Source organism: Furfurilactobacillus rossiae DSM 15814, assembly GCF_000428925.1.
Taxonomy (GTDB): domain Bacteria; phylum Bacillota; class Bacilli; order Lactobacillales; family Lactobacillaceae; genus Furfurilactobacillus; species Furfurilactobacillus rossiae.
In genome coordinates, this window is the sequence record NZ_AUAW01000024.1 from 17,849 (window position 1) to 31,598 (window position 13,750).

12 protein-coding genes are annotated in these 13,750 nt (G+C 45.3%); 4 read left to right on the plus strand and 8 right to left on the minus strand.

Annotated features, from left to right (window positions below):
* Positions 1-45: 45 nt before the first annotated feature.
* Positions 46-534, minus strand: a complete 489-nt coding sequence (locus G400_RS0111690) for a GNAT family N-acetyltransferase (protein WP_017261268.1) — start codon at positions 532-534, stop codon at positions 46-48.
* Between the two features lie 108 nt (positions 535-642).
* Between G400_RS0111690 and G400_RS0111695 the strand changes: the two genes are divergently transcribed.
* Entirely contained in the window at positions 643-1,515 is an 873-nt protein-coding gene (locus G400_RS0111695) for a LysR family transcriptional regulator (protein ID WP_017261269.1), read from the plus strand.
* Between the two features lie 72 nt (positions 1,516-1,587).
* Here the strand turns inward: G400_RS0111695 and G400_RS0111700 are convergent, their stop codons facing one another.
* Positions 1,588-3,054 carry an MDR family MFS transporter gene (locus G400_RS0111700; protein ID WP_042655277.1) on the minus strand — a complete coding sequence of 489 codons (1,467 nt, stop codon included), beginning with the start codon at positions 3,052-3,054 and terminating at the stop codon, positions 1,588-1,590.
* A gap of 293 nt (positions 3,055-3,347) precedes the next feature.
* Here G400_RS0111700 and G400_RS0111705 point away from each other — a divergent pair, with 293 nt between their 5' ends.
* Entirely contained in the window at positions 3,348-4,097 is a 750-nt protein-coding gene (locus tag G400_RS0111705; RefSeq protein WP_017261271.1) for a hypothetical protein, read from the plus strand.
* A gap of 142 nt (positions 4,098-4,239) precedes the next feature.
* On the opposite strand, the gene G400_RS0111710 is transcribed toward G400_RS0111705, so the two are convergent.
* Positions 4,240-5,082 (minus strand): aldo/keto reductase, encoded by an 843-nt coding sequence (locus G400_RS0111710; protein WP_017261272.1) that lies wholly within the window; start codon positions 5,080-5,082, stop codon positions 4,240-4,242.
* 170 nt (positions 5,083-5,252) lie between these two features.
* Complete coding sequence (locus tag G400_RS16570) at positions 5,253-5,387, minus strand: hypothetical protein (RefSeq protein ID WP_017261273.1); 135 nt, start codon at positions 5,385-5,387, stop codon at positions 5,253-5,255.
* 314 nt (positions 5,388-5,701) lie between these two features.
* On the opposite strand from G400_RS16570, the gene G400_RS0111720 reads away from it, so the two are divergent.
* The gene (locus tag G400_RS0111720) at positions 5,702-6,076 is read left to right on the plus strand and encodes a RepB family plasmid replication initiator protein (RefSeq protein WP_017261274.1); all 375 of its coding nucleotides are present in this window, start codon (positions 5,702-5,704) and stop codon (positions 6,074-6,076) included.
* 298 nt (positions 6,077-6,374) lie between these two features.
* Positions 6,375-6,974: a TMEM175 family protein gene (locus tag G400_RS0111725; RefSeq protein ID WP_017261275.1), complete on the plus strand. Its 600-nt coding sequence runs from the start codon at positions 6,375-6,377 to the stop codon at positions 6,972-6,974.
* On the opposite strand, the gene G400_RS0111730 is transcribed toward G400_RS0111725, so the two are convergent.
* The 4 genes from G400_RS0111730 to G400_RS15270 form a co-directional block, all read right to left on the minus strand.
* Positions 6,969-8,264, minus strand: a complete 1,296-nt coding sequence (locus G400_RS0111730) for an ammonium transporter (protein WP_017261276.1) — start codon at positions 8,262-8,264, stop codon at positions 6,969-6,971. The genes G400_RS0111725 and G400_RS0111730 overlap by 6 nt on opposite strands.
* A gap of 692 nt (positions 8,265-8,956) precedes the next feature.
* The gene (locus G400_RS0111735) at positions 8,957-10,183 is read right to left on the minus strand and encodes a multidrug efflux MFS transporter (RefSeq protein WP_017261277.1); all 1,227 of its coding nucleotides are present in this window, start codon (positions 10,181-10,183) and stop codon (positions 8,957-8,959) included.
* A 75-nt stretch (positions 10,184-10,258) separates the two neighbouring features.
* Positions 10,259-12,553 (minus strand): Ig-like domain-containing protein, encoded by a 2,295-nt coding sequence (locus G400_RS0111740; protein WP_017261278.1) that lies wholly within the window; start codon positions 12,551-12,553, stop codon positions 10,259-10,261.
* 27 nt (positions 12,554-12,580) lie between these two features.
* A complete protein-coding gene (locus G400_RS15270; RefSeq protein ID WP_042655278.1) occupies positions 12,581-13,606 on the minus strand; it encodes a DUF916 and DUF3324 domain-containing protein in 1,026 nt (341 codons plus the stop codon).
* Positions 13,607-13,750 lie beyond the last annotated feature (144 nt).

Genomic DNA, 13,750 nt, shown 5'->3' on the forward strand with positions numbered 1-13,750 from the left:
GAAATTTTTGCTATTGCTAACACTAATAGAACAGCTATTTGACGTTTACAGTTCACGTTCATAAATGAGGGAATCGCGATCCGGAAATTCATAATCGACAGTCAACTTTTCCCGGGAAATACGTTTGAACCCCTGTTTCTCATAAAAGAAGTGCGAACGATGCTCACCCATCGGTGTGTCTAAGACCAGCTTGTCGATGTCTGACTGTGCCTGTGCATATGTCAGCAACGTTTGAAAAAGCTTGCGACCCAGTCGATGCGGCTCACCACGATATTCTGGATAGGTGAACAGTTTCTTCAAAACGGCCGTTTGTTGCCCAACTTTTAGTAAACCGATTGACCCGACCACTTTATCGCCATCTAGGGCAATCCAAAAGTTACCGCCATTTTCCTGATAGTGATGTTCAATTTCAAAAACATCCGGCTGTTCAATCATTTTGATACCAAGATGAGCTTCATCGTTTTGACAAAATTCAATCAGGTCTACCAATCCTGCCGTTAACTGAGCGTTTGTATGATAAGGTTCAATATTCATGCTTGTGACTCCCTTCAAGATGATTTAAGCTTACACGTGAATCATTCATTCGTAAAATTGATATTTTAAATATTATTAATCGATTATATCGATGGAGGGCAAACACACGTGGAAATTCGCCAACTGACGACTTTTAAAACCATTCTTGATACAGGCAGTTTTACCAAGGCCGCCAAAACTCTTGGCTACACCCAATCAACAGTCTCTGCTCAAGTGAAAGCACTGGAACAAGAACTAAGTGGCAGTCTTTTTAAATATGAACGACGGCAACTTTTCTTAACAGACACTGGCAAACGTTTGCGACCACTAGCTGACCAATTGTTAGCAGACTTCCAACAAGTTAAACATTTGACCGATCAGTCGCCGGTTGCCGGTACTCTGCGAATTGCCGCTCCGGAATCGTTAACTGTCACTCACCTACCCGCTATCATTAAAGCCTTTCGCAAACAGTATCCGGATGTTGATCTGCAAATCGCTAATGCCACCTGTTCATATAATCAACAGCAGCTACAAGATGGCGAGGCCGATATTGCCTTCATGATGTGGCCGTCTTTAACCGCTACGGCACTGGTTGAGCATGACTTAGGAGAACAATCTCTAACTTTGGTCACAGCAGCCGATAAACATAAGACGTTTACCCAACTCATCAGCGATCGCCACGAACCCTTCATCATCAATGAGCCAGATTGCAGCTACCGCAATCAATTTGAACGATCACTGTGGGGTGAGTTTCATCGCCGCCCACAAATCATGGAACTGTGGAGCATCGCCGCGATTAAGGAAATGGTCGAAAGTGGGATCGGTTATTCCTATTTGCCAACTTTAACTATCAAAAAAGAACTAGCAAGCGGCCAGCTGATTGCCATTGATAATCCAATCCACAACGAAATTCGGGCGCACATGTTGACCCATAAACAGACGCGCCAGCAGTCACTAATTGATGCCTTTGTAGACATTACGTTAAGTAACTGGCGTAATTAAAAAGTTGAGTAACTGTTTCACCACACAACGTGGCAACAATTACCCAACTTTTTTTGAATCTCATTTCATTAATTAACGCTCGACGGGTGCTTCATGACCTGCCGATTGTGTGGCAGAGGTTTCATCAACGTCTGCTGGTGCTTGTTGCTGCCGAACAAATACGGTTGCAACGATAACCCCGATAATCGCTAACGCCAAAGTTAACATGAAGCCCATTCTGGTGCCCGACGAGATGGCGTCACGTGTGCGTTTGCCCGCTTCACCACTGCTCATCAAGCTCGTGGACAACGCTGTCGCAATAGCACCACACACCTGTTGCAATGTGTTCATGATACTACTACCATCAGCAGCCATCTGTGGTGGCAATGCACCCAGACCAAAGGCTTGTGACGGTGACATCGCTAGCGGTGCACCAATCATTAAAATTACGTGGGCCACGACAACGTACCAATAGGCAGATGAGCTATTCGTAAAGACCAGCAAAATCGCACCGATTGCGGCTAAACAAAAGCCAGCAATCACTGGACGGCGGCCGCCCATGCGGTCAAATAAACGACCTGCAACAGTTGATACTAAGGCATTAATAATACCACCTGGCAGCATTAACACACCCGTCAGCGCGACAGGAACCATCAACCCATCTTGCCAATACGTTGGCAGAAGGTACATCGAACTCATAATGACCATAAAATCAATCATCACTAACCCTGTACCAACGGAAAAGTTGCGAATGCCAAACGCACGAACATTTAGGATTGGTTCATCAATGTTTAATTGACGCTGGCAGAACAACGCTAAACTGACGACACCCACCAATAGAGATAAGATAACCTGCCATGATCCCCAGCCCGTTTCACTGGCCAAGCTGACACCGATAACGATACCACCAAAACCCAATGTCGATTCTACGATTGATAATATATCAACATGCGGACGGGTAATTTCGCCCACATTTTTTGTGTAGGTTACCGTTAGAAAAAGTGCAATCGCCAAAAGTGGTACCATTACCCAAAAAATGTACTGCCATGACAGTGCACCCAAGATCAATCCTGATAAAGTGGGTCCAATTGCTGGTGCAAACATGATTACCAGTCCAATAATTCCCATCGCAGCACCGCGTTTATCCATTGGATAAATCGAAAGTGCCACCAGATAAATTAGTGGCAAAATAATTCCTGTTGCGATTCCCTGAATCATTCGGCCAACTAACAGCATCCCAAACGATGGTGCCAGTGCAGCAATTACTGCGCCGACGATAAAATCACTTAAGGCAAATACTAATAGCTGACGCGTTGTGAACCACCGTGTCAATAACCCGGAAAGGGGTAGTAAAATTCCTACGACCAATAAATACCCAATAACCAGCCATTGAATGGTCCCCATTTGGACATCCATTTGCTTAGCCAAACTTGATAAAGCAATGTTTAATGCTGTTTCACTAAACATTGCAATAAATCCACCAAGTAGTAGGCCAATCATAATTGGAAATCGTTTAATGTCTTCTGTTTCGTTCAAAAAAAGTCCTCCTAATCTGTACATGCCTAGCAACTGCCGTGAAGAATCACCGTCTGCTGGCACAATAGGTTACACTAGCAGAATTTTCTGTGCTTCGTAAGTAAAACTTTCAAAATTTGTCAGTTAACCGCTTACATCAACAAAATAGACCCATCGCAACCGAATCGTTACCAACTTTGCAGTTCCTTAGACAGGATTTAAGCTGACTTTATGATGCCCTCCTTAAACTCATTATTAATCCAAACGGAAATGTTCTTATCACTTCAGCGAGAGCGATAACCCATTTTCAATTCACTTACACGAGGAGGAAATTTATCATGACAACTTTAGAAAGTAAATTTATGACCCGCATTGTTAATGTCGCCGGGACACCCTTCACCATTAAAATGGGTGTTGTCACACCGGATGATCAGGCACACGCCTTGTTCGATCAAACGCTGAGTAATATCCGGCATTTTCTTCGTCACGTCAATAAAATCACCACGCCGGCTCTCAATGCAAACAATCCAATCGAGACACGGCAAGCACTTACCAAGCAAGAACTTGTTCCCCTTCAACACCAGTTTATGTTTGTCGACAATGCCACCCCAACGGCATTCATGACAGATACCATCACGCACACAATGATTCAACAATGGGCAATGCAACAGGCCTACCTTAAGTATTTGGCGCCATTGCTCAGTCATAACCAAGTATTCGCCGTGGCAATTGAAGCTGATGGTAACGTTCAAGTTGGTACAGCCGCTGATACAGCCTTTACGTGGACTCTCGGCATCACTTCTCCTCGTCACCAGCAAGCAATGTTGGCCGTTTACAGTTTACGAAACGGCGCTCTGGCAACACAACGTTTTGATCGTGCTAACCAAACAATCACGCAGGCAACCATTATGTCCCGGGATCTCGCCGAAGCTGGCGCCTGGGCAGCAATTGCGGCCGCCACTTCCGAATCCGAATTCCTGCGAATAGCAGTTATCCAACGTTTGTCAGGACTACTCGTCAGTTCGGAACAAGAAAGTCAGTCACTGGAGCGCGGTATTGTACAGCAACACCAATTGGTGGCAGTGTAATCGATGCTCTACTGTAACAAATGCACAACGTTAGACAGATCCGGACTACTGTCATTAATGATGATTTATAAACGCTGGTGACGCTAATTCAAACTAATTACGAAAACTCGTAGCCCAGATTAATCATCCGGACTACGAGCTTTTAGTGTAACGTTGCCATTCGTTTGACCTGTTCAGGATCGTGATGATCGAAGAATTGACTTTCACCTCGATCCAACTGGGTGATTTGACTCATTTCTGCGTCTGTAAGTTCAAAATCAAAAATGTCGATATTCTCTGCCATTCTTTCCTTATGAACTGACTTGGCCAATGCCACAATCTTATTTTGTGTCAGCCAACGTAAAATTACTTGACCTACAGTTTTATGATGGGACGCCGCAATTTTACTAAGTATTTCATTTTTGAAAATATCATGTTTTCCTTCCGCAAAAGGTGCCCATGCTTCCGGTTGAACATCATATTGGCGATAATACTCAATTTCTTTAGGTTGCTGAAACCACGGATTCAATTCAATCTGGTTAACTGCTGGCTTCACATTATTAAATGTGGCCAAATCTGTCACTCGGTCACGTTCAAAATTTGACACACCAATTGAACGAATCTTACCTTCTTTTTGAAGATCTTCCATCGCTCGCCATGACCCATAGATATCCCCATAAGGCTGGTGAATCAAATAAAGGTCCAAGTAATCTAATTGCAATTTCCGTAGCGATGTTTCAAATGCAGCCTTTGTTTTTTCGTAGCCTGTATCGCTAACCCACAATTTAGAGGCAATAAATAAATCGTCACGTTTAGCGCCTGATGCCTTTATACCATTACCGACCGCTTCCTCATTGTTATATGCGCGAGCAGTATCAATCAGTTGATAGCCACTGTTGATAGCATCTGAGACTGACTGTGCGGCTTCTTTTGGATCTGGAATCTGAAAAACACCAAATCCTGCAAGTGGCATTTTATTGCCGTCATTCAATGTTACGTATTCCATAATTTTAGCCTTCCCTTCAATGCTTTAAACAACCTTTAGTATGGATAATAGATCTTAAAGTGCACTTTAACGCAAGCAATTTCCTCAAAAAAATAAAAAGACCGCAACTATTCAAGCTACGGCCTTCAAATCAATAATTATTTAATTATGGCAATGTATTTCGTGGTCGGCTAGTGTTCCTGGCCTACCCAAACGTTGAAGCTGTGTGGGCTGTTCGCGTCCGTTTCCTCTGGTTTCGTGAATAATTGATCCACGACCCAGTCCATTTTCGGACTATCAATATCAATAACACAATTCTTACTCAAATGTGCCACACTCCTTTTCAAACGCAGCCTTGATAAAACCCATCAATACTAACGCTTTGATGCTTAGGTTCCTAACAACAGTATTAAGTATAACAGGTTCGAGTAACTATAAGGCAAGTATTAATCTTTTAATTTTATCTTGGTGTGCAAACGCTCTCTACAAACAGCGCCCCAGCAACTGCAATGGGACATATTAACATTTTCATTAGTTTTTAAGCTATGTAACAAAACCAGGAACAGATTAATTGCAGAAATCCGCCTTTCAGGTTATCGTACTGCTATAAAAATATTTATTGTGGAAGGGGATCACTGTCATGACTCATAACACATTTTCCATTGATTCCGTAAACTTTGATGGTCTGTCCAAAAATGAACTCAGTTTGTTCTTTGCAGTATTAACCCGTATGCACCATCTGCGAACTACTAGTGTTGTGTTTAACTTCGATGAATTAACTTGGCTAACCAATGATCTTGAAGACGACGCTAGCATTGATGACATTATACCGGAGACCCTTGCAGACCTGAGTCGGACTAATATTACCTACGACCTAGGCGAAGGCAAGGCTCGGCATGACTTTTTCACCCGTGCAACAACTGTTGACGATCAACGGATCGTGTCCATTCAACTCAATCCAGACTTTGAATTTTTGGTTCAAGTAGACGCTAGCAAGTGGAAACAACAATCCTAATGACAAATTGAAATAACCTCCAAAGGGCTGTGACATAAGTCCGATTTGAGAACGAGCATTAATGTAAGCTGACCTATTCCCGAACTTTGGGAATGGGTCAGTTTTAGGTTAAGCGGAATTCTCAGGACTTGGAGCGCAATATTGCTCATATTTTTCGTCCTCAATAAGTTTATGTCACAAGCTCTTTTATTTGCGCTACTGTCACCAGATAGCTAATTCTATATGCCTTCTAGCAGACAACTTGCCGTGTTTTAGCTTACACTGAAAACATAATTGATTATCTTTGGAGGCTTTTCCCATGAGTAAAGAACGTTTAACTGCATTCACTGACGCGGTTTTGGCCATTGCGATGACTATTCTCGTCTTGGAGCTTAAACAACCGGCTCACGCCACGTGGTCAGCCATTTGGGACTTAAAGCAAAGCTATCTTGCCTACTTTATTTCTTTTGTCGGTTTAATGATTATGTGGAATAATCAACACCACATCTTTCAACTGGTTCATAAAATCGACGGCAGGGTTCTATGGGCAAACGGACTCATGTTGTTCAGCGCGTCGTTCTTCCCCTACGCAACCAAATTTGTCGATGAACATTTCTTTTCTTCAACAGCGGAACTGTTCTATGGATTCGTTTTCCTGTTATTATCGATTGGGTATTTTTCAGTCGATTTGGCATTGATTAAAGCCGACCCGGATAATAAAAAGCTTCGCTACGCAATCAACCGTCCCGTTAAGATAGTCGCTGATTTTGGCACCAAAATACTCGGCTTGTTTATCGGCATCTGGTTCCCGCCGGCCGTCATTTTCAGCACCTTTATCGCCATGATGATTTGGTTTGTACCAGAGCGCCGTGTCGAACAGGAATTTGACCAATTTGATCAATCACACCATAAATCATGATTGATGCCGATTGAAATGTGCTAATTGACCCGCAAATTCTTTGTGATGTTGGCCAATTTCCGTACTGTACTCATCAGTGTTTTCCGCATGCTCACCATGCTCACTTTCGTCCAGGCCAACTCGCTCATCTGTAGCTGAGACCCGCATGGCAACGAACCGACGCAACACTAAAATGATTGCAGCGCTCGCAATTGCTACTAAAATGATTGTGACACCGGTAGCCAAAGTTTGAATACCTAACAAGTGCCATCCACCACCATAAAATAAGCCATTCTCGGCAATTGTGCGATTAACTGTGCGAGTGGCAAATACGCCAGTCAGAATCGACCCGGTAATTCCAGCCACACCGTGACAGCCAAATGCATCTAGAGCGTCGTCGATACCGATTCTGTCTTTTACCACATGAACGAACCCGTAGCTGGCTAGCGTCGCCAATAAGCCAATCCAAAACGCCCCGCCAACAGTAACATAACCGGCTGCGGGCGTGATGCCAACTAGTCCACACAACGTACCCGTACAGATACCTGCCAGAGAAACTTGTTTTCGAATCGTCATTTCCAATATTAGCCACACCACCATTGATGTGGCCGTTGCGACCGTCGTGGTCAGCATTGCCGTAACTGCCAATTGGTTGATTGCCAGTGCACTGCCCGCATTGAAACCGTACCACCCAATCCACAAAATAGCCGTACCACAAAGAACCCACGGTAAATTATAGGGTTGATCCTGATGTGGATGCAGCCGCCGACCGAGAAACGCAGATAGAACGTATGCTGTGACACCAGCATTAATATGAACCACTGTTCCACCGGCAAAATCCAGCACGCCCATCCGAGCTAACCATCCGTTTGCACTCCACACCATGTGAACCATTGGGTAGTAAATAAGCAAGCTCCAAAACACAATGAATACGAGCAAAAAGTTAAAGCGAATCCGGCCAACAACGGCACCCACGAACAACGCCGGTGTAATAATGGCAAACATCATTTCAAACAAAAAATATAACGCTTCAGGAATCTTCGTCGCAGTTAGCTTTGTTAATGACACACCGCCAAGAAAGAAATGATCGACCTTACCGATCACGCCACCTATATCGCCATTAAAGGCAAGCTCATAGCCTACTGCGATGAATAGTAAAATGGCGATGCCACAAATAACAAACACGGATAGCATCGTGCTGACCACATTCCGTTTGGACACCAACCCACCGTAAAAAAACGCCAACCCCGGTGTCATGAACAATACTAGAATCGTCGACAGCACCATAAAAGCAGAATTTGCAGCATTCATTCACATCACATCTTTCTCTCTTATTACGAAGCAGTATAGGTGTGTAACGACTGTCTGTAAAGCCAATTGTGCTTATTGGTATAGGTACATGTTAGCTTTTGTAACATGAGTTTGATGCTCGAATTGAAACATTGGGCTATTTCACTGAATGACGATTAAAATCCCTTTAGAAAAACTTATCTTTTAACGACAACTGCTATGACGAAGCTCGTGTTTAAAGTGTCAATTACCCGTTGCGCCGACCGGAGACGCCGTTCCCTGGGACCGGGTTCAACCTGCAAAGGTCGCAGTTTTCGCCCGGAACTCTGTCTCCAATCAGCTCCACTCCTTTAGCTAAGGATTAGACTTTACATGCCTACTGCTGTTATTCAGCGATAGCCGTTTGCATAGCTGTTCACCACTATATTAGCTGTAGGGCGGCAACAGTGATACCGAGCCGTGAAGGTAACGTTAATTCGGTGGGTTCCCGAATTTAGGTTACGGATGGTCGTGAAGACTCGATTTTAGAGGCTTCGCGGCGAGGCAAAAGACCGTGAGTTTCGGGCTTGAACCGGTCCCACGGCGAGCGTGTCACTGGTGCCAACCGCAGGCGACATCTAACGCTATGTTCTACCGCACCTTTTGAAAAGTTTGGTCGAAAACAACAATCGGTCCATCCTCCGTTTTGGGGAATGGACCGATTGTTTTGTTAACTATGCCTGCTCGCTACTTGTGGTTGAACCGTGGTCGGTGCGATAAGCCCACATGACAACAACCAAATTAATGATGACCAACAGCGTTGTCATCAGGAAAACGTAACGGTAATCGAGTACACCTGCTACCCCTGAGGCCAACATTGGACCAACGACGGAACCAATTGCCTGTGATGACTGATTGTAACTGAAAATACGACTCACTGCGTCATCAGGAGTGTTCAATGTCATCACTGTTTGTGTCACTGGCAGTAGCGCCGCATCTGAAATGCCGACCAAGAATCTTAAAATGCCCAGCATGACAACGGTGGTGACAAAAAACATTGGGAAGAAAACAAAACCACAAAAAACAAGTCCAGCAATCAACACTCGCTGTGGTCCAATATGGTCACCCAGCGCACCTAGGCGTGGCGCTGCAATCAGCGTTGCAATTCCTGGCAGAGCGGCGATCACTCCACTGGTTAAGGCAACATTCCCACGACCATGCATCAGCTCCTTAACAAACAGACTAATGATGGGGTTGATCGATGTCGTCGCCGCCTGAATCAGCATGGACGAAATAATCATTGCCCACACAATGCGCACATGTTTGATACCGGCAAATGCACTCTGGTGCTCCGTGGCGGCCTTACCCGTAGTCGGTTTAAAGTCTTCTTTGACGAAGAAATAAGTGACTAACGACGCAATCAGCATCAGACCACCAAACATATAAAATGGAATACGGTAACCAAAGATGCCGGCAATGTAACCACCGATGACAGGGCCAACTAACTGACCACCAACCGCCCCGGTCGTTAATGTGCCCATCGTCTGACCACTTTTTTCCATTGGCACCTCACTGGCAATCAAGGCGTACGCATTGTTGATGTATCCAGAAAACGCGCCTTGAATCAAACGAAGGCCGATTAAGACCCAGACGTTTGGTGAGAACCCGGTCAAAGTGGCCGTGATAGTCATCCCGATTGCCGCCCGCAGTAGCATCGGTTTACGCCCTGTTCTATCGGCCAGCCGTCCCCACAAAGGTGAGACAATCGCCTGGCTTAAGAAAGTGACCGAAAAGGCAAGGCCGGCATATAACGTTAATTCCCATTTTGGATAATGGCCCATCTCACTAATAAATAACGGTAAAAATGGCAGACTCATGCTGGCACCAGCACCAGTAACAAAATTACCGATCCATAGTGCGTACATGTTTTTCTGCCATTGCTCAAGTGACTGACGCTTCATTTCGTGACTCCTCTAAAAATCTAATAGAATCACTATACCACTTTAATTTTTTAGATATGAAGTGTCGCCCACCGATTATTTGTTTGGCCCAGTTGTCAAACTGAGATTCAAAATTCCCTGATAACTCTCCGCGAACACCGCGTCACTCTTAACGCTAAGACCCATGCCGCGATTAAGGGTTTGCTGAGTTGCAGTATCCGTCATCCCCGTCCGTCTGAACTGACTAGTAGGATATATCGTCACATTGCTTGAATTGTTCGTGAAGATTGGCAACGAACTGGTTGATAGTGGTGTTTTAACGCCATTCGCATCCGTAAAAATCAACGGTTGCGCCAACTTGTGAGTCGGATCAGTCGTGCTCACCAGCTCGTTATTGACCAGCGTGGCAGACAGTGTCCAATTAGCCCCTGCACCGCCATTCAACGAATTCACAATACTGACAGCAAAGTCATACGCTCGCGGTGGTGCCAGTGTCGTTCCTGTTTTGATCATGGCGGGCGAAAAGTTTAAGGGAGACACCGACTGAATACTTAGTTGCTCCATCTGTGGCACATTAAGCGTTTCTGTCGCACTGGTACCGCCAGATCCGTTTGTCGCGCTGATTGTTAACGTTTCACCGCCAACGACAGCCCGATTCAACGTAACTTGATACGTGCCACCGGCTGTCACTGTGCCAGTTCCCAAGGTCATTCCACTATTGTCCTTAACCGTTACACGGCTGCCTGGTTGGGCTAACTTACCCGTCAGCGTTGTGGCGCCATCGCCTGCAATAACAGAATGGGGCGTTGGCACAGCAATCACGATTGGTACTGTGTCGGTTACTGCATCATTCATCCCTGGAATTGTCAGCATCATTTTGTGCGTCTGTTGAGGATCAAGGCCATTAAGTGTCGTCACCTTCGTAGCCGGATTCACACCCGTTGTTGAACCCACACTTGCTGTGGCACCCCGTGTAATGGGATTATCTGCGCCCAAGTTGTTGCCATCGATCACCAATTCTGTGGCATTACTCGCACTTGGAAAGCCCGCACCTGAGGCCGTCAGTTGCCAGAAATCGTTTGTATCGGCCGTCGACGCCTGCTGATTCCAAACAAACTTTGGCGCATTGGTAACCTGAACCGCCTGATTTTGTTTAACGACCGTTGTCGCCGTCTCGTTCATTCCTTGGCTAGTTACTGTTACAGTAATCGTTTCGCCAATGGCAACAGCACGATTGAGTCCAACAGTATACGTGCCACCATCAGCGACAGCACCTGTGCCTAACACATTATTGCTGCTATCTGTAACCTTAATCGTCGACCCAGCCGGCAATGCCGTCCCAGATAAGCGCCGTTGACCCGACCACACATCATTAATCACTGGTTTGTCTGGATTGACGTACAAACTGATGCTATTGGCACTCATCCACGGATTGATTGGCCGGCCATTATGGTAAGCAACCACCTGCAACGTATGCGTACTTCCACCTGAAAGGCCATTAAGAGCGGTTTTAATCGCAGTCCAGTTGCGAGCGGCTATTTTAGCAGTGTTCACGGTTAATGTCTTTCCTGAAATTACCGTATCAGCACTGGTAAACGCGTCCCCAGCAATTTGTTGACCATCGATCATAAACGAAACACTGTTGACTTGATCAGCTGTCGTGTAATTAAACGCAACGTTAGCGCTTAACTGTAATGACTGCCCAAAGATTGCTGGCATCGTACCCGTCCGTTTGTCATAGGTTACATTGCCTGGCAAACTGCCGGCATTAACTTGGGTAACTGACATTCCGGGGTCAACCACGGTTTGATTTTCCGTATAGAGTGGAATCAAGCCAAGCGCCCGGTTGATAACAGTTATTTTGTCGCCAGTCTTCATCGGCGTGCCAATATCAGTTGTCCAATCACCCGTCAAGATAGATACTGTCGCCTTAACAACATCATTTAAACTAACCGTTAAGCCACCAAGCACACCAAGCAAGTCATTGTTTCCCCGAACCGTCTGACCGTTCTGAATCAACGTTGCCGTATCCAAGCGTGTTACCAACTGGGTACTAATGCCATCGTCGTTTAGCCGTGCCTCAGCTTGTTTCTGCTGTTCTTCATCCGTCTTTGCATTGACGTTCTCAGATTCAGCGTTCGCTGGCCGTTGAGTCGTGTCGTCGTTTCTTTCATCAGTGCCAGCGCGTTGCGACTCACTAAATGGCGCGCTTTCAACAGATGCACGCGCATCCATGTCTTCATGTGCCCGCGTTGACTCATTTGCCGATGACATTGCTGGACTACTAGTGTCGGCTTGAACACCAACGGAACTAATCGTTGATGGCACCGAGACCACCAGCAACAGGCCCACCATAATAAACCGGGTCAGTGTTTGCTGCCATTTACGCATCTTGCACCTCCTCGTTTGTTCACATGGTTAGCGCCGACGCCGGAACCACCATGTCGCACCACCAATAATGGCACCTAAAATAATCACAGCGCCTGCACCTTCCACCATGTACCAGCCTGGATGACGTGGCTTTGCCTTATCGAGCGACTTATCATTTATGCGGTTGGCGTCACTAGCCCGAATCGTGAAATGACGTTTGAAATGCCATGTATCATTTTCATTCTTCGCCGTCATCTTCAAGGTGTACTTGCCGGGCTTCAATTCTTCTCCGCCAAACAGAATTGGAAAATCAAAATTAGAATTTGGTGCCATAATCATCTGTTGTAATTTAGCCTGTTTTACAACTTTGTCTGACCCCTGTGGGTAGATCTTTCCTTGCACCGTTAAATTTGGAATAATAACGGCTGCGGTGTTCTGCAGGTTAGCAAAAACGCCTTTCTTATAATTGCGCAGCCCAGGTTTCACATCATTTAGTTTCAGCGCTGCTGATACCTCATGATTCACCGTTAGCTTCATCGCAACTGCATAAGAATATTTGTTATGCACGGTCACACCGGTCTTTCGATCTTTTTGTTTCGCATCAATTCGTTCGAAGTACCACGCGCCAAGAATCACACCAGTTTTGGCATTATCCGGCACACGAATTGTTGCTGACACCGTTTTTTTACTATTGGCAGGAACCGTAATAACCTTCGCCTCATGTAATTGGGTAATTTTCTTTAATGGTACTTTTAAAGATGAATCCTGCTTTTTTGATTCTGTGACATATTCAATTTGGCCGTTTTCATTCGTATGCGCTGTATGAATTTCGTTCTTAATCCTCATGTCTTTATCAGACGTGTTTTGAACAATGGTCGACACAGTCTGTGTCTGACCCGGATTCATTTTTAGATCAAAATAACTTTGTTTCTTATCAATTTGATTATCCGGAATTTGCGCTTGAACGTTAAAGTTCACGTTTGCGTCATCATTGGCGGCCCTAACTAGTCCTGTTGTGATAAACATCGCGGCTATTGCGGACAGGATCACTATTAATCCTCGTAGTCGTTTCATTGCGGTTCCTCCGTTGTGTTTTGGGTGCGGTGATTGAGATTTCTCCCGAGCTTCGGCATCACTCTTTCGTAAACGTGCACCTGTCGCCCAGAAATCTGCGCATAACCCGCAAGCCGTTTCATTCGGAAAACCACCGAATGTTAC

Bases quoted from the DNA above. Each gene is read 5' to 3' on its own strand.
- G400_RS0111690 (WP_017261268.1), bottom strand. From the start codon at position 534: ATGAATATTGAACCTTATCATACAAACGCTCAGTTAACGGCAGGATTG.
- G400_RS0111700 (WP_042655277.1), bottom strand. From the start codon at position 3,054: ATGTACAGATTAGGAGGACTTTTTTTGAACGAAACAGAAGACATTAAA.
- G400_RS0111705 (WP_017261271.1), top strand. From the start codon at position 3,348: ATGACAACTTTAGAAAGTAAATTTATGACCCGCATTGTTAATGTCGCC.
- G400_RS0111710 (WP_017261272.1), bottom strand. From the start codon at position 5,082: ATGGAATACGTAACATTGAATGACGGCAATAAAATGCCACTTGCAGGA.
- G400_RS0111720 (WP_017261274.1), top strand. From the start codon at position 5,702: ATGACTCATAACACATTTTCCATTGATTCCGTAAACTTTGATGGTCTG.
- G400_RS0111725 (WP_017261275.1), top strand. From the start codon at position 6,375: ATGAGTAAAGAACGTTTAACTGCATTCACTGACGCGGTTTTGGCCATT.
- G400_RS0111730 (WP_017261276.1), bottom strand. From the start codon at position 8,264: ATGAATGCTGCAAATTCTGCTTTTATGGTGCTGTCGACGATTCTAGTA.
- G400_RS0111735 (WP_017261277.1), bottom strand. From the start codon at position 10,183: ATGAAGCGTCAGTCACTTGAGCAATGGCAGAAAAACATGTACGCACTA.
- G400_RS0111740 (WP_017261278.1), bottom strand. From the start codon at position 12,553: ATGCGTAAATGGCAGCAAACACTGACCCGGTTTATTATGGTGGGCCTG.
- G400_RS15270 (WP_042655278.1), bottom strand. From the start codon at position 13,606: ATGAAACGACTACGAGGATTAATAGTGATCCTGTCCGCAATAGCCGCG.